This is a genomic window from Rhizobium sp. PL01, assembly GCF_033447125.1.
In the GTDB taxonomy this organism is placed as follows: Bacteria; Pseudomonadota; Alphaproteobacteria; order Rhizobiales; family Rhizobiaceae; genus Pararhizobium.
The window spans coordinates 144,021-166,760 of sequence record NZ_JAWQUM010000001.1 but is presented as its reverse complement, the minus strand read 5'-3'; the positions used below and the strand labels follow the sequence as shown (position 1 = coordinate 166,760).

Sequence of the window (22,740 nt, the reverse complement as noted above, 5' to 3'; positions counted from 1 at the left end):
CACCTAACCATGTTGCAACGCACATTTGCATATGCCGGGACCGGCGCAAAGACTGATCGAGGAAAGACCAGTCCAAGGCGCCGTGCCGTGCTGTCGCACCTCTATCCGAACCGAACCCTCGGCACAGTGCCAAATGCAGCACAGTTGATAAAATTTCACGCGCGAATCTTGAAAAGACCGCTAAGGAATGTGGATGTATCATCCTCGTTCAGGATGTTGGAATTCAACGCCTGCAGGGAAATTGGAGATCATGGCCGTGGACGGCAGGAAGACACAGGAAGCACAGATGCTCGACATTCTGGAAGCAGCGGCAGTGGCTGCGGGGAAAGCGATCCTCGACATCTATCATGCCGGACCGGAAGTCAGCTACAAGGCCGACTGTTCCCCCGTCACCGATGCCGACGAGAGCGCCGAAAAGATCATCCTCGACATTCTCGCATCCTCGTTTCCCGATATTCCTGTCGTGGCCGAGGAAGCGGTTGCCGCCGGTCATATCCCGGATATCGAGGGCAAAACCTTCTTCCTTGTCGATCCGCTTGACGGCACCAAGGAATTTGTCGGCCGCAACGATGATTTCACCGTCAACATCGCCCTGATCGAAAAAGGCGAACCGATTGCCGGCGTCGTCTATGCCCCGGCGCTCGGTATTCTCTATGCAGCCACGCGCAACAAGGCAAAGAAATCCGTGATTTCAGGCCAGCAGGATATCGGCCCTCCGACCATCATCGGCTGCCGCAGCCGTGGTGACCGGCTAGTGGCGCTGGCAAGCCGCTCGCACAACAGCCAGGAAACCATGTCCTATCTCGCCGAACACGGTATCACAGACTATGAAGCCATCGGCTCGTCGCTGAAATTCTGTCTTCTCGCCGAAGGACTGGCCGACATCTATCCGCGGCTCAGCCGGACGATGGAATGGGATACCGCCGCTGGCGATGCCGTTCTGCGCGCAGCCGGTGGCGAGACGGTGACCATGGACGGCAATCCGCTCGCCTATGGCAAGCGCAACCAGACATCCGACGTCGATTTTGCCAATCCTCATTTCGTCTCGCGCGGCAAGAACTGATGCCTGTCAGCATCCGTGGCCGGTAAGAATCTCTGTACCGGCCGGGAATTGACGGGCATGCTCAGGCTCAATCTCCTTTGACAATCAATGGCAGGGCCGATCGGCCATCCCCTGCGCTCCATCCGCAGTTACCCTTCTCCTCACCCGCAAAGGAGAACGGACCCGATGAGCGAAACAACCGTCAACCTGGAACTTCCCTACATCCTGCCGTCGCAGGCGCAGAAACACGTCACCCACAATGAAGCCCTGCAGCGTCTCGACGCACTGACCCAATTGACGATCATCGCTTCGCTCTCCACCCCACCGTCCGATCCGCAGGAAGGAACGTGTTTCCATATCACCGCGTCACCGACGGCAGCATGGGCAGGAAAAAGCGGCAAGCTCGCCTTCCGCCAGGATGGCGACTGGATCTTCATCACGCCGAAGGATGGATGGCGCGGCTGGTTTGCGGCTGAGGACCGGTTAAAAATTCACAACGGCAACGACTGGGCAACCTTCGACGCTATCGGCACGCCGGCATTTCTCGGCATCAATACCACCGCCGACAGTACCAACCGGCTCGCAGTCGCAGCAGCCGCCACACTGCTGACCCATAACGGCAATGGGCACCAGATCAAGGTCAACAAGGCGGCGGCAAGTGACACCGCAAGCCTGCTGTTCCAGACCGGCTGGTCCGGCCGGGCGGAAATGGGGCTCACCGGTTCAAACGAGTTCGCCGTCAAGGTCAGTGCCGACGGCACCACCTGGAAATCGGCGTTGACTATCACAGGGCAAGGCCAGGTCAGCATGCCACAGCGGCCATTGGTGCGCGCCACGCGCGGCGGTGGCGTGCTGACGCCGGCTTCCGGTTCGCAAACCGGCTTTTCCACTTTGAGCGTCAATCAAGGCGGCTTCACGTTGGGTGCCACTGTTGCAGGCGGTGGCAGCCGCCTGGTCGTGCCGGTCGCAGGCCCCTATCTCATCTGCCTAGGCGTCGAGGCCAATCCCGCCGGCGCCTTTTCCGTTACCGTCAAGGTCAATGGCGCGACTGCCGTTGCCAGCATCAACGATAACGACGCGGTCTCCACGTCCTATGGCAATTGCGCCATCGGCATGGCGATCCTCAACGCCAGCGACTGGCTCGTGCTGGAACATACCGGAACTACCCCACTCGATTTCGCCTATGATAAGACGGAACTGACGGTGGTGATGCTGTGACAACGCCGGATCAAACCGGCACGGCGTCATCCGTGGTGGCAACAGTTGATCCCTCCAGCGTCACCTCGTCGGTTTTTTCCGGCGGCTTGATGCGGAACCAGGCGATGTAGAGTGCGGGCAGGAACAGCAGCGTCAGCACTGTACCGACAATGATGCCACCCATCATCGCATAGGCCATCGGCCCCCAAAAGATTTCCCGGGCAATCGGGATGAGCGCCAGGCTGGCGGCCGCGGCCGTCAGCATGATCGGCCGCATCCGGTGCTCGGTGGCCTCCTGCACCGCCTGCCAGGGTTCTATCCCCTCGCTGCGCAGATGTTCGATCTGCACCACCAGAATGACGGAATTTCGTATGAGAATACCAATCAGCGCCAAGATACCGAGAATGGCGACGAAACCCATCGGCGAATTGCTGAAGAGCAACGCCGCAACCACCCCGATCAGCGCCAGCGGCGCCACGGCAAAGACAAGGAACAATCGCGAAAAACTCTGCAGCTGGATCATCAGGATCGTCGCCATCACGAACAGCATCAGCGGCACGACAGCGGCGATCGGCGCCTGGCTCTTGCCGCTTTCCTCAACGCTTCCGCCGACATCGACCTTGTATCCGGGCGGCAGCTTTTCCTCAAAAGCAGCAACGTCCTTCGACAGCTGCGCAACAATCGTCGCCGGTTGCGTCGCATCGCGAATGCCGGCCTTGACGGTGAGTGTCGGCAAACGCGAGCGGCGCCAGACGACCGGTTGTTCCATCTCGTAACGGAAGCTGGCGACGGCGGCGAGCGGCACGGAATTGCCGTTGGTGCCCGGAAGTTGCAAGTCGCGCAACAGCTCGATCGACTGCCGCTCGGAGGCTTTGGCGCGGGCAACGACGTTGATGAGATAGATATCGTCGCGCACCTGGGTCACGGTCGTTCCACCGACAATGCCATTCAAAGCAGAGGCGATATCCTGTGAGGTAACACCAAGCTGACGCGCCTTGTCCTGCAGCACGTCGACCTTGATGACGCGAGCCGGTTCGTTCCAGTCATAGACAACATCGCCAAGCAGCGGGTTGCCGCCAAGCACACTTCCAAGCTCCAGAGCATGCTCCCGCACCTTGCCGATATCCGGCCCACTGACGCGGTACTGTACCGGCCGGCCGACAGGCGGGCCAATGTCGAGCAGCTTCACATAGGCATCGGTGCCGAAAAAGGTTTCCTTCAGATATTTCTGCAGGTCGGCCCGCAACCTGTCGCGGACTTCGAGGCTCTTGGTGACGATGATCGTCTGGCCAAATGAGGTATCCGGCGGCTGAACATCGAAGGAGAGCACGAAGCGAACGGCACCCTGCCCCACATAGGTGGACCAGCGCTCGACATCGGGATTGCCGACAAGCTTGTCCTGCTCGAACTTCGCCATCTGCGCGTTGGTCTCAGTGATCGAAGCATTCTGCGGCAGCGACCAGTCGACGATCAGTTCGAGACGATCCGACGACGGGAAGAACTGTTGCTGAACCTTGGTCATGCCGAATAGCGAGACGACAAAGACCAGAACCGTCAAGGCGATTGTCGTCCATTTCCAGCGCATGCACCAGCCAAGGGCGCGGGAAAACATCCGTGCGACACGGCCTTTTTCCTCATGATGCTGCTTCATGGTTTTCGGTAGGAGGGTTACGCCGAGCAGAGGCGCAAACACCACCGCAACGATCCAGGAGACCACCAGTGAAACGGCGATGACGACAAAAAGCGTGAAGGTGAATTCGCCGGCGGCGCTGTTGTTAAGGCCGACGGGAATGAAGCTGGCAACGGTGACCAGCGTGCCCGTCAGCATCGGAAACGCCGTGGACGTATAGACATAAGTCGCTGCCTTGCGCAGTGAATCGCCAGCCTCCAGCCGCGCCACCATCATTTCCACCGCGATCATCGCATCATCGACGAGAAGCCCCAGCGCGATAATCAACGCACCGAGTGAAATCCGCTGCAGCGATATGCCGAAATAGGACATGACCACAAAGGTGATGGCCAGCGTCAACGGTATCGACAGGGCAACCACCAGTCCCGCCCGCACGCCAAGGCTAACGAAGCTCACAAGAAGGACAATGATGACGGCCTCTGCCAGGCCACGGGTAAAGCCGGAAACCGCTTCCTCGACGATCAGCGGTTGATCGGAGACCAGATGGACGCCGACGCCGACAGGCAGTTCTGCCTCCACCTGGCTGATTTTCTCTTCGACATGATCGCCGAATTCCAGAAGATTGGCGCCCTGCTTCATACCGATGGCAAGGCCGATCGCTGCCTGACCGTTGTACCGGAACAATGCCGACGGCGGGTCGGTATAGCCGCGGGTAATCGTGGCAATGTCGGTGAGGCGGAAAAAGCGGTCGTTGACCTGCAGATTGACGGCCCGAAGGCTGTCTTCGGACGAAAACTGACCGTTGACGCGAATGCTGACGCGCTCGCCCTTCGCCTGCACGACGCCCGAAGGCGCAATCGCGTTCTGTGCCTGCAGCGTGGCAATCACGTCGTTCTGGTTGATGCCGAGAGCCGCCAGCTGACGCGTCGAGAACTCGAGATAGATCACCTCATCCTGCGCGCCGACAATATCGACCTTGCCGATATTCGGAACCGTCAGGATTTCGCGGCGCGCTGTCTCGACATAATCGCGCAATTGCCGCTGGGTCAGCCCATCGGAGGTGAACGCGTAGATATTGCCAAACACATCGCCGAAGCGGTCGTTGAAGGATGGCCCGACGACGCCGGACGGAAACTGGCCGCGAATATCGCCAATCATGTTGCGCACGGTCACCCAGATCGAGGCGACGTCCCGCGCCTTCGTCGTATCCTTGAGATTGACGAAGACCAGTGTCTGGCCCGGCGTGGTGATGCTGCGTGTGTAGTCGAGCGATTCCAGTTCCTCGAGTTTGCGCTCGATCCGCTCGGTGACCTGGCGGGTGGTTTCCTCGACCGAGGCGCCCGGCCATTGCGCCGAGATCGTCATGGTCTTGATGGTAAAGGATGGATCTTCTTCACGGCCGAGGCTCAGATAGGAGAAGAACCCGAGCAGGCCGAAGACGATCATGAAATACCAGACCATCGATGCGTGATCGAGCGCCCAATCCGACAGGTTGAATTTCTTCATGACTGCGCCTCGTCTTCAATTTTGACCTTCTGGCCGTCCTCAAGGCTGTGGACGCCGGCCGTCACGACACGCATGCCGGTGTCGATGCCGGACGTGATGACAACCCCGTTGCCCGCCTGCGACCCGGTGACCACTTCTTGGGTCTTGACCGTCCCGCTCCCCTCATCGACCACCCAGACATAGGATTTTCCGTCACGCACGAGAATGGCCGTTGCCGGCAGTACCAGTTGCTCGACAATGGCTTCCTTGAGCGTTGCGGTGATCGTGGTTCCGAGCCGGAAGGCTGCCGGTGGATTTTCAAGCGCGATCTTGACGCGGCGCGTTCGCGTTGCCGGATCGGCTGCCGGTGCGACCTCACGGACCAGTCCGCTGACCATCATGGCAGGATCGATCTGCAGGGAAACCAAGAATGGCGTCCCCACCGGCAAAAGCGCAGTACCGTCGGGAACATCAACCACAGCATCCCGGGCATCAGGCCGGGCAACCGTCACGACGGTGGCACCGGCGGCAACGACCTGCCCGATTTCTGCACCGGTCTGTGTGACCACACCATCGAATGCCGCCTTGATCTGCGCATAGGAAAGCTGCTCTTCGGCCTTCGACAAGGCGGCGCGCGACTGGACGACCGACGCCTCCGCCGCAGCGCTGGCCTGTTCAGTACTTTCCACGGACGCCTGTGTTTCGGTACCGATCTTGAACAGAGCCCGCGTGCGCCGCTCGACCGAAACGGCGTTGGCAAGCGTCGCTTCCGCATTGGCGAGATCAGCTCGTGCCGATCCGACGGCCAGTTCCAGCGATGTCGGATCGAGTGCAGCCAAAAGCTGGCCTCGCGTCACAGTGTCTCCGGTATTGACATCGCGGGCGACCAGCAGGCCCGTCACACGAGGACCGAAGGTGGTCTGAACCTTCGGCTGCACCGTGCCGGCGAAACTGGGCGCTGGCAGGCGCTGGGCAACGACGATCTGCGAAAGCACTGGGCGGATCACCGGCTCGCGCTGCTCTTCTTTTTTCTGGCACCCCGCAAGGATAAGAAGCATGATCGGTGCAGAAAGCAGTCCGAGCGAGATCCGGTTCATTGCGCCTGCTCCTTGATGACTTCGACCGACTGACCGGGCCGCAGCATCTTGCCGCCTTCAACCACCACCGTCTCGCCCTTGGCAATTCCCTTGGAAACAAGCACGCGGCCCGTCTCGTAGGACGCCACTTTCACGGGCTTGCGGCTGACCGTACTGTCCTTGCCGTCAACCACCCACACCGCCGGCTGTCCGTCCAGTGTGGACAGCGCTGTCCAGGGCAAAATCATCAGCTTTGCCGGCTGGGAGCTGGCAAAGCCGGTCACCGGCGCGCCGAGCGTCATCCGATCGGGCGTCGTGTCCATCGCAATCTTGACGCGCACGGTCCCCGTTGCCGTATCGATCGTTGGCGAAATCTCGCTGATCGATCCCTCTGTCTTGACCGAGGGATCGCTGACCAGTGCCAGTTGGATTTTCGGCTCAGCCGGCTTTTCGAAAAGCAGCGATTCATAAACATCGAAGATCGCGTCGCGAGGGCCGTCCCGCGCGACGGAAAACATCGTTTGCGCGGCCTGAACCACCTGGCCCGTCTCGGCATTGCGCACTGTGACGATACCATCGGCATCCGCCTTGAGTTCCGTATAGGACAGCGCGTCACGCGACGTGCCGAGCAGAGCCTTTGCGGAATCAAGCGATCCCTGGGCAGTTTGCAAGGCGGTCTGCGCCTGATCGAAGGCTTCCTGTGTCGTCGAGTTCTTGGCAAGCAAAGATTTCTGACGCTCGAAGGCGGCGGAAGACTGGGTCACCTGTGCCTCGGCCGCCCGCACCGCAGCTTCGGCAGCGACGACATCCGCCTTTTGCTCGCTGGGATCGATACGGGCCAGCACCTCGCCGGCCATGACATGCGAGCCGACGTCCGCCAGCCATTCCGTTATTTGTCCGCTGACGCGAAATGAAAGATTGGTCTGAACATGGGCGACGACCTCGCCGGTCAGCGTCACGGTCTGCCGGTGATCGACAAATTCGGCCGTTTGCGCGCGGACGGTGATTTTTGCCGTTTCCGGAGGCTTTGTTTCGCCGTCGCAGGATGTCAGGGCCAAGGCCGCCAACGATGCCAACCACCACCCCGACCAGCGGGGTTTTCGTTTTTCGCTCATCTGCGCCCGCTCATTCCGATATTCAAGCCGAACCATTTATTGTGGCCCCTCAATATACGCGCCCCACATCAATAACAAGCTGATGGGATCGACGGAAATCATTCGTTACAAGATGAGCAAACATGCCCCTCACCGTGTTGACGGCAATGGAGAAGCTATGCGGATTTTTTCCATAAGCATAGCGAAAACCGCAGGTTGAGCGGCGGAAAGCCCGCAGGATAGTGGAGCTGGAAAATCCCTGTGGAGGGAAAGCGGTCTAGGACCGGCTGGCCAGGGCTGTGGCGAGGAGGCCAGCCACAGAGCTTTCGTTGAAAGGCTTGGTGATGCGGGATATGTCGCGCAACGCTGGCGGAAAAACGAAGTCGTCGCCATAGCCGCTGACAAAACCGAAGGCTATGCCACGCTCGATCAGCAGACCGGCGAAGTCAAAGCTCGTTTGCGAACCCAGATTAACGTCGAGAAAGGCGAAATCGAAGGCGTGCTCCTTGAGCAGAGCCTGCGCCTCCGCAACGTTTCCGGCAATCTCGACATGGTCGATACCGATCGACGTGAGAATATCCTCGGCTTCCATGGCGATGATGAAATTGTCTTCCAGCACCAGAACGCGCTTGATCGACACTGGAATTTCCGTGAGCGTCACCGATGGGGTCCTGTCCGAGAATCATCCTGCTCCGTGCGAGCGCAGGCCTTGGAACCGACAATTATGACAAGACAGGGGCGACGGCATTTAAATAAGACACCTCCCGGTGCGATTAAACCGCGCCTCCGCCACCTCAGATGAACGGCCGGAGCGTCTCGCGATATCCATCCCACCCTGATATTTTCATCAGCCCTTCATCGTCCAGGATGTCGCAACCGCGATCTGCCCAGCGGATCAGCTTACGTTCACCAAGCTTTTTCAGCGTCTTGTTGGTGTGCACGATCGAAAGTCCGAGCGTATCGGCGACATGTTGCTGCGTGATCGGAATGGAGACACGCTCACCTACGAACAGATTGCATGCCCTGGCGCGCTGATAGAGGAACGCGAGCAGATAGGCTGCGCGTTCGAGCGCCGACCGCCGCCCGATGCTGAGTAGATTTTCGTCGAGGATGCGTTCTTCCTGCGCCGCAATCCAGGTCAGATCATAGGCAAGATCGGGATAGTTGCGGTAGAGCGTACCGAGTTTGTCGCGCTCGAAAACGCACAGTGTCACCGGTGAAAGCGCTTCGACCGAATGCTGCATCTCGCCCATGAGGGTACCCTGCAGACCGATGAGGTCTCCGGGCATCATGTAGTTGAGAATCTGGCGGCGGCCGTCGTCGAGCATCTTGTAGCGAAACCCCCAGCCGGACAGCACCGTGAACAGATGGGCGCTGTGCGATCCTTCCACCAGGATCGTGGTTCCAGCATCCACGGCCAGTTCGCCGGTCTTGAAGTTCGACACGAACTCCAATTCATCCGGCTTGAACTCACGGAAATGCGGGAGGGCACGCAGAGGACATTGTTCACATGGCGTCTGTCGGTTGTTCCGAGTTTTTGGCGCTGCCATTCGGGTCCTCTGCGTGTTATTCCGAGTGAGAAATCAGGATGTTGATTTCCCTTTCAAAATTAGAGCCGGGTCGTGTTCCGGCAAGAGGCGTTTTCAACGGAGTGGTGGACTTATCCGGATCGGGACCTTAGTTTTCCGCTCAAGCGCGGGCCGGCAAGCCCGTCATCAGCGCATGAAAGAGACGGAAGAGCAAATGAATCATCCAGCCTTTGCCAATCACCATGTTGCCGTCGTGACCGGAGCCGCGTCCGGGATCGGACTTGCCGCCGCCAGGCGCTTTACCGGACTTGGCATGAATGTCGTGCTCGCCGATCTACCAGGCGAGCATCTGGACAAGGCGGCCCGTGAGACGGCGGCCCTCTCCCCGCATGGTCCCGACAGCGTCTTTGCGATCGCAACCGACGTATCGAGCATCGATTCTCTCAAGGCTTTGGAAGCAGGCGCAATCGAGCGCTTCGGCCGCGTACATGTGCTGATGAACAATGCCGGCATCCAGCCGGGCAGCGCACTGCTCGGCGCACAGGATGCGTGGGAAAAGGTGTTTGCGGTCAATCTCTGGGGCGTCATCAATGGTTCGCGCATCTTTGCGCCCGCGATGATCGCTCACGGCCAGACCGGCTTGATCATCAACACAGGCTCCAAGCAGGGCATTACCACGCCGCCCGGTGACCCCGCCTACAATGTCGCCAAAGCCGGCGTCAAAGCCTTCACCGAAGCGCTGCAGCACGAGTTGCGCAACACACACGACTGCAACATCACAGCCCATCTGCTGATCCCCGGCTTTGTTTACACCGGGCTCACCGCAAACGGCCGCACTGAAAAACCCGATGCTGCCTGGACCTCGCAGGAGACCGTCGATTTCATGATGCAGAGCCTTGAAGGCGGCGATTTCTATATTCTCTGCCCGGACAATGACGTGGCGCGTGCGACCGATGAAAAGCGCATCCTCTGGGCAGCCGGCGATATCATCGAAAACCGTCCGCCCTTGTCACGCTGGCATCCGGACTACGCCGATGCCTTCAAGGCATTCCTTGCAAAGGATAGACCGGGAATCCGCTAAGGGCGACGATAGACTGGTGTTTGTTAGGGCGTTTATACGGTGGACAATGTGTTCACGCAGGAGCGCTGGCGCAGCGCTCTTTTTGCTGCTTTTCTGCAGTCAAAGCAACGGATTTCAAAATATGACAAGCGGCATCCACCACATCACCCTGATCACACGCAAAGTGCAGCCGAATGTCGATTTTTATGTCGGCTTTCTCGGCCTGCGGCTGGTCAAGCGGACGGCGGGCTTTGAGGATGCCGCGCAGCTGCATCTGATCTACGGTGACGAGACCGGATCGCCGGGATCGCTCGTTACATTTCTCGTTTGGGAAGACGGTGCGCCCGGCCGCGTCGGTCATGGCCAGCCAAGCGAGATCGCCTTTGCCATCGCCCCGGAAAGCATCGGTTTCTGGCTGACCCGGGCGCTGCGCTACAACGTGACGGCGACAGGCCCCACGCATGAGTTCGGCGAGCCAGTCATCCGGCTGAAGGATCCAGACGGCGTCATCGTCAAGCTGGTCGGCAGCAACGCCGTCACCGGCCCCGCCCTGTATGCCACTGCCGACATTCCGCCAGCTGAAGCGATCCGGCGGCTGCGCGGCGCGGCGATCCTGACCGCGACGCCCGATGACACGGCCGCTTTCGTCACGAGACATTTCGGCTATACCGAAGCAGACAGGACGGATGCGATCCGGCGCCTTGTCTCGGATTCCGGCGATATCATCGATGTCCGCGATGCTGGCGGTTTCTGGACGGCGGCGCCCGGCACCGGCACCATCGACCATATCGCCTTCCGCGCCACGAGCGAGGCTGCAGTCAAGGATTTGCGCACGCAACTCGAGGCCGAAGACGCCGGTGAGATCAATGCCCATGACCGCAAGTATTTCTATTCGCTCTATGTCCGCGAACCCGGTGGAACGCTGTTTGAATTCGCCACCGATTCGCCCGGCATGATGGTCGATGAAAGTCCGGAAACGTTGGGAACAAAGCTCTTCGTGCCTGAGCATTTTGGCGGGGATCGGCAAGATAATCTCGTCATGCTGCCGCAATTCGGACTGCCCGGCGAAGAGCGGTTCACGGAGCGCGACCTGCCGTTCATCCACCGCCTGCATCAGGCGGACAATCCCGACGGCAGTACATTGGTGCTCCTGCACGGCAGCGGCGCCAACGAAACCAGCCTGCTGCCACTCGGCCGCCAGATCGCGCCGAATGCGCTTCTCCTCAGCCTGCGGGGCCGCAGCACCGAAGAAGGCCATCCGCGGTTCTTCCGCAGGATCACGCCCTTCACCTTCGACCAGAAGGATATTGCTTCGGAAGTCGAAGCGTTCGTCGCGATGATCGAAGGGGCTGCTTCAGCCTATGGTCTCGACCGCGAAAAGATGGTTTTTGTCGGATACTCCAACGGCGCCAACATGCTGATCGCCACCATGCTGCTACACCCCGGTCTGATCCGCAAAGCCGCGCTGCTGCGGATGATGAACCCGTTGGATACCGTGCCGGAAGCAGACCTTTCCGGCACCGAAATCCTGTTGGTGACGGGAAAGACCGATGGCTATTCGCGCTATGCCGCACCGCTGGAAGGCGCGTTGCGCAACGCGGGCGCAACGCTCACGACCATCACGCTGAATGCCGGCCACGAGATCGGCCCAATGGACGCAGACGCCGTCCAGGAGTGGTTGAAAACAAGCGGGGACTGATGTCCCCGCCGAGGATCACGCCGACTTTGCGGCGACATAGCCCGCGAAAGCCTCGACAAAGCTCTTCAGCCTTGCCTTGGCCTCTTCGTCGATCAGATGACCTTCCTTGTCGAACAGCGATCCAGCCTTCGGCAGCATCAAACGTTTGCCGGACCAGAGGTCGGCACCGAGGGTGCGCAGGACGGACAGCCAGGCATTCTGGCTGAGCAGCGTTCCGAATGGGCCAGGCGATGTCCCGGCAATGGCAAAGGCGCGTCCGGCAAAGACATTGGGGGCACCGGTCATCGACGAACTCACCCAGTCGATAGCATTCTTGAAAACGCCCGGCATCGAATTGTTGTATTCCGGGGTGAACAGGATGACGCCGTCAGCAGCGGCGATCTGGTCCTTCAGCACTTGCACCGCCTCCGGCACACCCTCCCGTTCGACATCAGCATTGTAGAGGGGAATGCCCTCGATGGTGCCCGCCGTGAACGTCACACCATCAGGCGCAAGCGTCATCGCCGTTTTCAAAAGAGCGGTATTGAACGACGCCTTGCGCAGGCTTCCGGAAATGCCGATCAGTTTTGTCATGCGAGAGAATCCCTTTTACTTTGCCGGAAGAATGCGGCGAAACGCGAAAAAGTACAGACAAAAAAGCCGGGAGTTCTGCTCCCGGCTTGATTTCAACGGTTAGACCAGCGGCTTCAACCGCGCCTCGATCTGGACGCGCTTGTGTTCCAGGAACGGCGGTAGCGACAGGCCTTCGCCCAGCGTTTCCATCGGTTCGTCCACGGCAAAGCCCGGACCGTCGGTGGCGATCTCGAACAGGATGCCGTTCGGCTCGCGGAAATAGAGCGAGCGGAAGTAAAAGCGCTCAACCTCACCGCTCGACGGCAGGCGGAAACCCTCAAGCCGCTCCGTCCATTCATGCAGCGCCGCCTCGTCCAGCGCGCGGAAGGCAACGTGATGGACGGCACCAGCGCCTTGGCGGGCGGTGGGCAAGCCGGGCTGTACGGCAACATGCAGTTCGGCGGCCGGGCCGCCTTCGCCCATCGAGAACACATGCACCTCGCCATTGCCATCCGGCGACGGGTATTGGCGTTGCTTGGTCATGTTCAGCACCTGCTCCAGCACCAGTTGCGTATTGATCATATCCGGAACGCTCATGGTGATTGGACCAAGGCCCTTGATCTGGTGTTCGGCCGGAACCGGGCTGCGATCCCAAGGATGGGACGGTGCAAGCCCGCCATCGTCGATCAGGCGAAAACGCTGACCCTCGCCATCTTCGAAATCGAGCGACAGACGGCCGTCGATCTCGATGACATCGCCCGACGCGATGCTCAGTTGGCCAAACCGCGCCTTCCACCATTCGATGCTCTCCGGGCTGCCGACACGAAGGCCAGTGCGCGAAACGCTATGGGTACCACGGGTTTCGCGGTTCACAGGCCAGTCGAAAAAGGTCAGGTCCGTGCCCGGCGTTGCTTCGCCGTCGGCATAGAACAAGTGATAGGCGGTGGTATCGTCCTGATTGACGGTCTTCTTGACCAGCCGCATGCCGAGGATCTGCGTGTAGAAACGCAGGTTTTCCTTGGCGTTCGCGGTGATCGCAGTGAGGTGGTGAATTCCTGTCAGTTGCAAGCTCATGGCTGCCTCCATTCGATATCTATGATGCGAATATCGGTTGTGGAACCCGTTTAATAAAGTGGCCCGACACGGACAGAATGTTCACCAAAGTTGAACAATGGCTATCGCTTGAAATCCACTTTCACCCGCGCGACGGGAAAGACGTATTTCCACACGGTCGCCGTATTGGAGATCGTCCTGCCGTCATTGGCAAGAACCATCTTGTCGAAGAAGCGCACAATATTCCGGCCAGGCCCGGGATCAAGATCGACGAGATAATTGAAGCGCGCGGTGTTGCCATCCACCCGCACGGTGGTCGTGCCGACGACGTCTTCACGCGTTCCGGAATAAGTAGACGGGCCAGTGCGCACGAAGCGCCATGTCTTGCGATCTCTTTCACCATCAGAATAGACGAAATCCTCCCGCACGGTCAGCACATCACCACGCACCCGGCCGGTCAGGATCACATCGAACTGTCGCTTGACGCCGTTTACAGCCGAAAATGAACCCGTCGCAGTCGTTCTGCCGCGAAAGAAGGTCTCCATCATCGTATCCTTCGCGGACACCGGCAACGCAGCGGACAACAGCGTCAGAACGCTCAGCGAAAACAGAATGTGTTTCATGTCTCTCTCCTCGGTTGAGGAGAATACGAGTGAAAAACACGGATGGTTTCCGCAGCAGGCGGCAAAGGGACATTTTCATCACCTCGACAGGACATCGCCGGTTAAACGGAAGAATCCTCTTCAACGATCAGCGTCACCGCGCCAAGGTCGAATCCATCGATCATACGTGCATTGACCCCGCATTCGGGATAATCGCCACGCGGTAGCCACGCCATCACGCAGCCGCAGGTGTTGCAGCGATGAAAATCGACCTGCTTGCGTCCCCAGCGATAGATATCCGTTGGTCCGGTCAAGAATACATAGTCGGTTTGGTAGTAGGCCCAGAGCGGCGCATACCGTCGGCAGATCGAACAATGGCATTCCGTCACCACCGAGGGTGGACCAGCCAGGGACAATTGAACTGCGCCGCAGTGACAGCTGCCTGTTATCCACTCTGCCATTGCGGTTCCTCAACCAGCGCGGACGCCCAATTGTACATCCACACCGGCCGAAGATCACCCCTGCATATCAGCCAGATAGGTATTCTCGCTCTTTGAGGCTTTGAAATCAGCCGGATTGACGGTGACGACCATCAGCGCTTCGCCATGGGAAGCGCCGCGGACAAGCAGGCTGCCATCGGGTGCTGCGATCCGGGATGAGCCGGCGAAGGTGAAGCGTTCATCGGCACCGCAATGATTGATATAGGCAACGAAGACCTGGTTTTCGAAAGCCCGTGTCTGGATCATGTGATCGGCGATGAATGTACCGGAATAACCGGCTGGCAAGGCCGTCGGCACCAGAACGGCATCGGCACCCGCCAAGGCGAGCCGCCGGACATTTTCCGGAAATTCGACATCGTAGCAGATCAGCATGCCGCATTTCACGCCGCGATGATCGAATACGATGGTGCCCGGCTCGGCAGTGGCAAACAGCGCCCGCTCGTAATCACCGTAGAGGTTGGATTTCCGGTAGACGACTGGCTCAGCCGAACCATCGACATAGACAGCGCTGTTGAAGATCGTACCTTCCGCCTTCTCGGCAAAGCCCGCGATGATGGCAATGCCAAGGGCGGCCGAAATCCTCTGCAATTGCCGAACCAGCGGCCCGTCCGCAGGCTCTGCCAGTTCCCGAATGACATCGCCTGCGCCGTAGCCGGTCAATCCGAGTTCCGGCGTGATTAGCAGGCTAGCCCCCTTTGCCGCCGCTTCCCGTGCCGCCTGTTCGACGCGGGCGAGATTGGCGGTAACATCGCCGCTTTCCGATTTCATCTGCAAGGCGGCAAGGGTGATCATGTGTCGTCCGATGACATGGCGCCGAGCAGTTTCGGCAGATCGCCAAACCGCGCAACGAGGGAGAAGATAACAGCGGCGGTCGCCACGAAAAGGATTGTCACCGAAGCCATGGTCGGCGTGTAGCCATAGCGCAGCGCATTGAAGATCTTGATCGGCAGCGTTTCCATGGTGAAGCCGACGGTCATGTAGGCAACGATATATTCGTTGAGCGACAGCACGAAGGCAAAGGCATAACCCGAGACGATGTAAGGCAGGATCAGCGGCAGGACGACGGTACGGAAGATCGTCCGGTCATCGGCACCCATCGTTGCCGCAGCCTCCACCAGCGAACGGTCGATGGCGGTAAAGCCGAGCGACAGGGTGACCAGCGGCAGCGTCACGAAGAAGATCGCGTGGCTGACGACGGCCGTCCACGGCTGGCCGTAAAAGCCCGTCGTTGCCCAGAACGTCAAAAGGCCAAGGGCGGTGATGACGGGCGGCAGCGTAAACGGTGCTATGCCGAGCAGCTGGAAGATGTTCGCCCAGGGCGCAATCCGCCGCCAGAGGAACCAGGCGAGCGGCAAGGCGATGGCAACAGCAAGTGCCGCCGACAAAATGGCCAGCGTCAGCGAGGCAAACAAGGCGTTGCGCCATTCCGGATTGAGGAAGATTTCGCCATACCAGGAGAGCGAAAAACCCTTTGGCGGAAAGGCCAGCGTCTGCTTGGCATTCACCGACACGCCGGCAACGACGATCATCGGTGCTGCCAGAAACAGGCCAATCAGAAAGAAATAGACTTTGCTCAGTGCACCGGTCATGCCGCTTCTCCCTTGCGTCCGGCAAGAACGGTCAATGCCACGAGGCCGAGCGTTACCAGCACCAGGAACACAGCCATTGCGGCTGCAAACGGCATGTTCGACTGGTAGATCGCCTGATCAGTGATCAGCACCGACAGCGTCCAGTGTTGCGGCCGGCCGAGCAGCTGCGGCAAGAGATAGGAGCCGAGCGCGAAGATGAAGACCATGATCAGCGTTGCCGTGATGGTGTTGCGGAGCGCCGGAACGACGACCGTGAAAAAGGCCTTGATCGGCGAAGCACCGAGTGTGCGGGCCGCTTCGGTCAGCGTCGGGTCAAGCCGGACCAGCGCGGGGTAAAGCACCAGAACAGTATAGGGAAACGCCTGATAGACCATGCCCGTCAGCACCGCGCCAAAGCTCGGAAGCAAGGCCTTGGCTTCGCTCATGATCCCGGCCATAACCAGAAGATTGGTGATCCCGGCGGTACGCGAAAACAACGTCGACCAGGCAAAACCGATGATGACCTCCGACAGCGACAGAACCGACAGCAGCGCCACCAGCCAGACGATCTGCACTTTTCGCCTCATGCGCGTCAGCAGATAGGTGAAGGGAATGGCGAGCACCACGCAGCAGATCGCCACCGTCACCGCCAGCATCAGCGAGAAGCCGAGCACATTGGCGAAAAACAGGCTGAGGAACCGCTGATAGTTGGCCAGCTCGAAGGCCGGCACATAGAAACCGCCCTGCTGGCGCTGGAAGAACGAGACGGCGATCATCGTCGCAAACGGCACGACGAAGAAGACGATGAGCATCATCGCCGGGAAGAACAGCGGGCCGTAGTCGCCGAGTTTCTGCGGGGCTTCGCGTCTCATTTGGCCAGCACCACGCAAACGTCGGGGAGCAGGACCACGCCGACCGGCTGGCCCACAGTGACGTCAGGCCGGGCGCGCGGCGTCGAGACCGCAACGATCTGGCGGCCGGCGATATCGACAAAGGTTTCGATCGTGCCGCCGAGATCGCGCACGAAGGTGACAGTGCCGGATAGCGCGCCGTTGCCGGGTGCCGTCAGGTGCACGTCTTCCGGCCGGATCGACAGCGTCGCCTTGCGCGTATCAGCACCGAGAGAGACGCCGGTGACTGGCTGGCCAAGCACGGTGACATGGCCGGTGTTGTCGGCTTCGGCCTCGAGCAGATTGGTCGAGCCGATGAAATCGGCCACGAACGTATCGGCGGGGCGGCGATAGATTTCGATTGGCGAAGCAGCCTGGCGGATTTCGCCGCCCTTCATCACAACAACCGTATCGGCCATGGTCATCGCTTCGCGCTGATCGTGGGTGACGACGATGGTGGTGATGCCGAGTTTCTGCTGCAACTGGCGCAGCTCGACCTGCATTGCCTCGCGCAGCTTGGCGTCCAGCGCCGACAGCGGCTCATCAAGCAGGAACAGTTTTGGCGAGATCGACAGCGCCCGGGCAATGGCCACACGCTGACGCTGGCCACCGGAGAGTTTTGCCACTGGCCGGTCGGCATAGCCCGTGAGATGGATCATCGACAGCAGTTCATCGACGCGTTTTTTCTGGTCTTCCTTCGGCACGCCGCGAATGCGCAAGGGGTAGGCAATATTCTCGCCGACAGTCAGATGCGGAAACAGCGCCAGCGACTGGAACACCATGCCGAGATTGCGCTTGTGGGTCGGCACATGGGTAATGTCCTCGCCATCCAGCTGGATCGAGCCACCCGTCGGCAGGTCAAGGCCGGCGATCATCCTGAGCAGCGTGGTCTTGCCGCAACCGGACGGTCCGAGCATACAGACAAACGTGCCATGCGGCACCGTCAGCTCTACATTGTTGACCGCGGTGAAAGTCCCGAATTCCTTCGTGACATTATTGAGGGCCAGACCTGACATGGTGTTCCTTTAATGCTTATCAAAAGCCCGAGCGAGTGGAGAATTTACCCCCCTCTGTCACTTCGTGACATCTCCCCCACAAGGAGGGAGATCATTTTTTTCCCCTCACTTCATAAGTGCAAGGGCGTACAAAGCGGGCGGTCAATCTCCCCCCTTGAGGGGGAGACGTCGGCGTCGCCGACAGAGGGGGGGGTATCCCACCCTGCCGGCAGCTATTGCCTCAACCAACGATCAGTTCGGTCCATTTCTGGTTCAGCCAATCCGACTTCGTCTGGTAGAGATCGTAGCGCGGAATGATCGGCTCGATGTCGGAGGAGACGGCGGCGAATTCGGCATCCGTCAGGTCCATCAGCTCGCGCTTGACAGTCGGTGACGTGCCGACCTTGCGCGACAGCAGCGCCTGGATCGATGGCTGGCTCATGTAGTTGATGAACTGATGGGCTTCCTCGACCTTGGTCGAAGCGCGCGACAGTGCCCAGCAACCCGAGTCCTGAATGCCGCCTTCCTTCGGGAAGGTCGAGCGGACAGGATTGCCATCGGCAGCGGCAAGGCCGGTGACGTCATGATAATACTGGCCCATCGGGATTTCGCCCGACTTCAGCGCCTGTTCGAACTGGGCTTCGTCGCGATACCACAGGCGGACGTTCGGCTTGACTTCGGCCAGCTTGTCGAAAGCCTTCTGGACGCCTTCTTCCGTATCCAGCGCATTGGTGCCGCCGAAGTAGGTCTTTGCCGTCACTTCGAGCAGGAAGGAATTGGAAACCAGTGCCAACAGGCCGAGCTTGTCGGCATTTGCCGGATCCCAGAATGCTTCCCAAGAGGTCGGAGCTTCCTTGAAGACGTCGGTGTTGGTGACGAGCGTGATGTACCAGGAGACGGCACCGATACCGGCAACGCGGCCGTCAGGATATTTGTTGACGAAACGGTCGATCAGGTTCGAGCCGTTCGGGATCTTGGACATATCGAGCGGCGCCCAGAGGTCGGTCGCCTGGCCCTTGAGCATTGCAACCTGCGACATCATCGAGACGTCGGCCGGAGCCTGGCCTGCCTTGGCAGCCTGATCGAGCTGAACCAGCCAGGCTTCGCCGGTCGGCTCGGCAATGGCTTCGATGGCGATACCGGTCGCCTTGGTGAAGTCCGGGAAAATGTTCTTGTCGAACGAATCCTTGAAGTAACCGCCGTAGACGCCGACCTTCAGCGACTTTTCCTGCGCGCGCAGGATCGACGGCATGGCCAGCATCGATGCACCGGCAAGGCCAGCGCCCAACACGGCACGGCGGCCGATCGTCTGTTTCAGAAATTCAGTCATCATCGTTCTCCTGTTTTATGCCGGCCGCCTTTTTTAAAAAGCTTCCGGTCTGTTCCCAATTTTTGTTCCGGCTTGCAAGCCCCGGACCATGGTTTGATCAGTGTTTTAGAGCGCGAAGCTCCAGCATTTTTGCGTATCGCGTCAGCGGGAAACACAAGGCGAAATAGATCAGCGCCACAAAACCATAAACCTTGAAGGGTTCAAAGGTGGCATTGTTGATCGCGTTCGAGGTTCTGACCAGTTCCTCGAAACCGATGATCGACGTCAGCGCGGTGCTCTTGATCAGCTGAACCAGAAACCCGACGGTCGGCGCCCGTGTCATCGCAAAGGCTTGCGGCAGGATAATCAGGCGTAACTGCTTTAGATAATGCAGTCCGAGGCTGCTACCGGCATCCCATTGCCCAACGGGCACCGCCTGGACGCCACCGCGCCAGATTTCCGCCAGAAAGGCGCTGGAGCAGAACGTCAGTCCGAGTACCGCGGCGGTCCAGGGCTCGATGCGCAGACCGAGCAGCGGCAGGCCGAAGAACAGCAGGAACAGCTGCATCAGAAGCGGCGTGCCCTGAAACAGTCCGATGTAATATTCGGCGAAGCGCTGAACTGCACGGCGCTTGGAAATGCGCATGAACAGGATGACGAGGCCGACGATGGTGCCACCGGCAAAGGCGACAGCAGACAGAAGAATTGTCCAACGCGCCGCCAACAGCAGATTACGGACGATATCCCAAAGCGTGAATTCGATCACGACACGCCTCCGGAGAGGAAACGGTTGCCGCTGGCCACCAGCAGGCGGCGCAGGCCGATGCTCAAGGCAAGATAGACCAGCGTGACAATAAAATAGGTCTCGAAGGCGCGGAACGTCCGGGCCTGCAGGAGGTCGGCCTCATAGGTCAGTTCGCGCACGGCGATCTGTGAGACGACGGCCGATTCCAGCATCATGATGACGATCTGGCTGGTCAGCGCCGGAAAGATTACCTTCAAGGCCTGCGGCAGGACGATCTTGATGAACACCTGACGTGGCCGCAGGCCAAGGGCAAGCGCTGCCTCTTTCTGCCCCTTCGGCACGGCATCGAGACCGGCCCCGACGATTTCGGTCGTATAGGCCGTCATGTTCAGGGTCATCGCCAGAATGGCGGCGACGACGGGATCAAGGCGAATGCCAAGGCTGGGCAGCCCGAAATAGATGAAGAACAGTTGCACCAGAAACGGCGTGTTGCGGATGAGCTCGACATAGCCGGCAATGGCGCGGCGCAGCCACGCGTGGCGGCTGCGCCGTCCGGCGGCACCGAGAACGCTGAGCACGATGCCGGCAACAGCCGACACCGCGATCAGGAACATCGTCATGGCTGCTCCGCTGGCGATCAGGGAGACCGCATCGCTCAACCAGCCAAAATCGAGCACATAGCCCAAACGATCAATCCTTCAGGTTTTCAGGATTGAGCGGGACTTTCAGCCACGCTTCCGAGCTTGCATTCAGCTTGCCATCGGCCAGCATCTTGGCAACGGCATCGTTGATCGCTGCCTTCAGGCGATCTTCGCCCTTGTTCAGCGCCAGATGCGACGGCGAGGTCAGGAGCTGGAACTTCTGCTCCGGCTTCAAGGCTTCCTGACGGGCCAGAACCTGGGCACCAACGTCATTGCCGACGACCATCAGTTCGGTCTGACCGGAAATGAAGGCCTGGATGACCGAGTTGTAGTTGTCGAAACGCTTGATATCGGCGTCCTTGGGGGCAGCTTCCGTCAGCGAGGTGTCTTCCAGCGTGCCGCGGTTGACGGCGATGCTCTTGCCGGCGAGGTCTTCCTTGCCCTTCACATCCATGGCGGCCGGGCCGATCACAGCGATGTAGTACGGCGCATAGGCGGCTGCGAAATCGATGACCTCGGCGCGCTCCTTGCTGAAGCCAACGCTCACCAGCATATCGACACGCTTTTCGGTGAGATACGGAATGCGGTTCTGGCCGGTGACCGGAACCGGAACCAGCTTCACTTTGAGGGCGTCGGCAATGTACTGCGCGACGTCGATGTCATAGCCCTTGAGGCTCATGTCGGCGCTGGCCGAGGAAAAGGGCGGGAAATCGGCGAACACGCCGACATTCAGCACACCAGCCTTGGTGATATCGTCGATGGCATCGGCATGGGCAACCGATGCGAAACCGAGAACGGCGCCGCTCAGCATCAGCGCGGCGGTAAGACCGGATTTAAAAGTCGAGAGTTTGGCCATTTTCATTCCCCTTGTTGAATTTTGTTTGATTAGGCACGCCTGCGTATGCGGTTGCTTATCCCTCACCCTCTCCCGACCTGCAAGGAGGAGGTAGCCGGCAGCCCGTGTGAGGCGCCGCCGGCGTAGGGAAACTTAGTCCCGCTTGCCGTTGACGAACGGACTGAACACCATGAGGCTGAGGATCTCGAACAGGACCTGCGAGCCGACGTGGGCGGTATTCGTTGTCGAATCGTATTGCGGCGCGACCTCGACGACATCGCCGCCGACCAGGTTCAGCCCCTTCAGGCCGCGGATCAGTTCCAGCACTTCGCGGGTGGTGAGGCCGCCGATCTCAGGCGTGCCCGTGCCCGGTGCAAAGCTCGGATCGACGCTGTCGATGTCGAAGGACAGATAGGTCGGGCCATCGCCGACAATTTTCTTCGCCTTCTCGATGATCGCAGGCATGCCCATGCCGGTCACTTCTTCCGCATGGATGACAGTCATGCCGGACTCGTAGGAGAACTCCCAGAGATATTCCGAGGAACCGCGGATACCGATCTGGATGGTCCGGGTCGGATCGAGAACACCATCCAGCACCGCGTTGCGGAACGGGCCACCGTGATGGAACTTGGTGAGATCGTAGGCGCCGCCGGTGTCGCAATGGGCATCGATATGGATCATACCGACCGGGCGGTTCTTGCCGACGGCCTTCAGGATCGGATGGCTGATCGAATGATCGCCGCCGACGGAAAGCGGCACAACGCCCGCATCGACGATCTGGTTGATGCGCTTTTCGATATCGTCATGGCTGAGTTCCAGCCGGTAGCGGCTCTGGAACGGCACGTCACCGATATCGGCCACGCGCAGATCATGCACCGGAGCGCAGCCAAGCACGTGATTATAAGGACCGATTCGCTCGATGGTGCGCATGGCGCGCGGCCCGAAACGCGAGCCCGGACGGTTGGTCACACCCAGATCCATCGGCACGCCGACGATGGCGACCTGCAGGTTACCAAAATCGGGTTCGTTGGCATCGACAGGCACATAAGGCGCCATCAGGAACGTCGGAATGCCTGAATAAGGCGCAAGGCGCGTGCCGTTCTTGGAGAAGATCTTGTCGGCAACCTTGCGGAAGGTCGGGTCGAACATCTCGCCGCCATGGGCTTCGCCGTACTTCGCCTTCAGCTCGTTGAGCTTGCTGTCATCCCACGCCATATCCGCTTGACCTTATGTTGGGC

22 protein-coding genes are annotated in these 22,740 nt (G+C 59.7%); 4 read left to right on the top strand and 18 right to left on the bottom strand.

The genetic code is table 11. The annotated features are described in order from the left end of the window. The first annotated feature begins 286 nt into the window (after positions 1–286). Positions 287–1,063 (top strand): 3'(2'),5'-bisphosphate nucleotidase CysQ, encoded by a 777-nt coding sequence (gene cysQ / locus R6X40_RS00730; RefSeq protein WP_318410146.1) that lies wholly within the window; start codon positions 287–289, stop codon positions 1,061–1,063. A 165-nt stretch (positions 1,064–1,228) separates the two neighbouring features. Further along, positions 1,229–2,260 (top strand): DUF2793 domain-containing protein, encoded by a 1,032-nt coding sequence (locus R6X40_RS00725; protein WP_318410144.1) that lies wholly within the window; start codon positions 1,229–1,231, stop codon positions 2,258–2,260. 10 nt (positions 2,261–2,270) lie between these two features. Here the strand turns inward: R6X40_RS00725 and R6X40_RS00720 are convergent, their stop codons facing one another. The 5 genes from R6X40_RS00720 to R6X40_RS00700 form a co-directional block, all read right to left on the bottom strand. Continuing rightward, entirely contained in the window at positions 2,271–5,375 is a 3,105-nt protein-coding gene (locus R6X40_RS00720) for an efflux RND transporter permease subunit (RefSeq protein ID WP_318410142.1), read from the bottom strand. Next, the gene (locus R6X40_RS00715) at positions 5,372–6,451 is read right to left on the bottom strand and encodes an efflux RND transporter periplasmic adaptor subunit (protein WP_318410140.1); all 1,080 of its coding nucleotides are present in this window, start codon (positions 6,449–6,451) and stop codon (positions 5,372–5,374) included. The genes R6X40_RS00720 and R6X40_RS00715 overlap by 4 nt, the downstream gene beginning before the upstream one ends. Further along, a complete protein-coding gene (locus tag R6X40_RS00710; protein ID WP_318410138.1) occupies positions 6,448–7,545 on the bottom strand; it encodes an efflux RND transporter periplasmic adaptor subunit in 1,098 nt (365 codons plus the stop codon). The genes R6X40_RS00715 and R6X40_RS00710 overlap by 4 nt, the downstream gene beginning before the upstream one ends. 256 nt (positions 7,546–7,801) lie before the next feature. Further along, positions 7,802–8,185 carry a hypothetical protein gene (locus R6X40_RS00705; protein WP_318410136.1) on the bottom strand — a complete coding sequence of 128 codons (384 nt, stop codon included), beginning with the start codon at positions 8,183–8,185 and terminating at the stop codon, positions 7,802–7,804. A 133-nt stretch (positions 8,186–8,318) separates the two neighbouring features. Then, positions 8,319–9,074, bottom strand: a complete 756-nt coding sequence (locus R6X40_RS00700) for a Crp/Fnr family transcriptional regulator (RefSeq protein ID WP_318410134.1) — start codon at positions 9,072–9,074, stop codon at positions 8,319–8,321. A 193-nt stretch (positions 9,075–9,267) separates the two neighbouring features. On the opposite strand from R6X40_RS00700, the gene R6X40_RS00695 reads away from it, so the two are divergent. Both R6X40_RS00695 and R6X40_RS00690 read left to right on the top strand, forming a co-directional pair. Further along, on the top strand, positions 9,268–10,134 hold the full coding sequence (locus tag R6X40_RS00695; protein ID WP_318410132.1) for an SDR family NAD(P)-dependent oxidoreductase: 867 nt from the start codon (positions 9,268–9,270) through the stop codon (positions 10,132–10,134). Between the two features lie 121 nt (positions 10,135–10,255). Continuing rightward, on the top strand, positions 10,256–11,812 hold the full coding sequence (locus R6X40_RS00690; RefSeq protein ID WP_318410131.1) for a VOC family protein: 1,557 nt from the start codon (positions 10,256–10,258) through the stop codon (positions 11,810–11,812). Positions 11,813–11,827: 15 nt separating this feature from the next. On the opposite strand, the gene R6X40_RS00685 is transcribed toward R6X40_RS00690, so the two are convergent. The 13 genes from R6X40_RS00685 to speB form a co-directional block, all read right to left on the bottom strand. Beyond that, positions 11,828–12,385 (bottom strand): NADPH-dependent FMN reductase, encoded by a 558-nt coding sequence (locus R6X40_RS00685; protein ID WP_318410129.1) that lies wholly within the window; start codon positions 12,383–12,385, stop codon positions 11,828–11,830. A 99-nt stretch (positions 12,386–12,484) separates the two neighbouring features. Then, positions 12,485–13,438 carry a ring-cleaving dioxygenase gene (locus R6X40_RS00680; RefSeq protein ID WP_318410127.1) on the bottom strand — a complete coding sequence of 318 codons (954 nt, stop codon included), beginning with the start codon at positions 13,436–13,438 and terminating at the stop codon, positions 12,485–12,487. Positions 13,439–13,539: 101 nt separating this feature from the next. Continuing rightward, the gene (locus R6X40_RS00675; RefSeq protein ID WP_318410126.1) at positions 13,540–14,040 is read right to left on the bottom strand and encodes a DUF3833 family protein; all 501 of its coding nucleotides are present in this window, start codon (positions 14,038–14,040) and stop codon (positions 13,540–13,542) included. Positions 14,041–14,141: 101 nt separating this feature from the next. Continuing rightward, on the bottom strand, positions 14,142–14,480 hold the full coding sequence (locus R6X40_RS00670) for a GFA family protein (RefSeq protein ID WP_318410124.1): 339 nt from the start codon (positions 14,478–14,480) through the stop codon (positions 14,142–14,144). Between the two features lie 54 nt (positions 14,481–14,534). Continuing rightward, entirely contained in the window at positions 14,535–15,311 is a 777-nt protein-coding gene (locus R6X40_RS00665) for a carbon-nitrogen hydrolase family protein (RefSeq protein ID WP_318410122.1), read from the bottom strand. Further along, the gene (locus R6X40_RS00660) at positions 15,308–16,108 is read right to left on the bottom strand and encodes an ABC transporter permease (protein WP_113312632.1); all 801 of its coding nucleotides are present in this window, start codon (positions 16,106–16,108) and stop codon (positions 15,308–15,310) included. Before R6X40_RS00660 ends, R6X40_RS00665 begins: the two co-directional genes overlap by 4 nt. After that, positions 16,105–16,959, bottom strand: coding sequence for an ABC transporter permease (locus R6X40_RS00655; RefSeq protein ID WP_318410119.1), 855 nt, complete (start codon positions 16,957–16,959; stop codon positions 16,105–16,107). Before R6X40_RS00655 ends, R6X40_RS00660 begins: the two co-directional genes overlap by 4 nt. Further along, the gene (locus R6X40_RS00650) at positions 16,956–17,993 is read right to left on the bottom strand and encodes an ABC transporter ATP-binding protein (RefSeq protein WP_318410118.1); all 1,038 of its coding nucleotides are present in this window, start codon (positions 17,991–17,993) and stop codon (positions 16,956–16,958) included. The genes R6X40_RS00655 and R6X40_RS00650 overlap by 4 nt, the downstream gene beginning before the upstream one ends. A 220-nt stretch (positions 17,994–18,213) precedes the next feature. After that, positions 18,214–19,302 (bottom strand): ABC transporter substrate-binding protein, encoded by a 1,089-nt coding sequence (locus R6X40_RS00645; protein WP_318411251.1) that lies wholly within the window; start codon positions 19,300–19,302, stop codon positions 18,214–18,216. A gap of 97 nt (positions 19,303–19,399) precedes the next feature. Beyond that, a complete protein-coding gene (locus tag R6X40_RS00640; protein ID WP_318410116.1) occupies positions 19,400–20,047 on the bottom strand; it encodes an amino acid ABC transporter permease in 648 nt (215 codons plus the stop codon). Next, positions 20,044–20,712 carry an amino acid ABC transporter permease gene (locus R6X40_RS00635; protein WP_318410114.1) on the bottom strand — a complete coding sequence of 223 codons (669 nt, stop codon included), beginning with the start codon at positions 20,710–20,712 and terminating at the stop codon, positions 20,044–20,046. Before R6X40_RS00635 ends, R6X40_RS00640 begins: the two co-directional genes overlap by 4 nt. Before the next feature lie 4 nt (positions 20,713–20,716). Then, complete coding sequence (locus tag R6X40_RS00630; RefSeq protein WP_318410112.1) at positions 20,717–21,523, bottom strand: transporter substrate-binding domain-containing protein; 807 nt, start codon at positions 21,521–21,523, stop codon at positions 20,717–20,719. 132 nt (positions 21,524–21,655) lie between these two features. Further along, on the bottom strand, positions 21,656–22,717 hold the full coding sequence (gene speB / locus R6X40_RS00625; protein WP_318410110.1) for an agmatinase: 1,062 nt from the start codon (positions 22,715–22,717) through the stop codon (positions 21,656–21,658). Between the last annotated feature and the right edge of the window lie 23 nt (positions 22,718–22,740).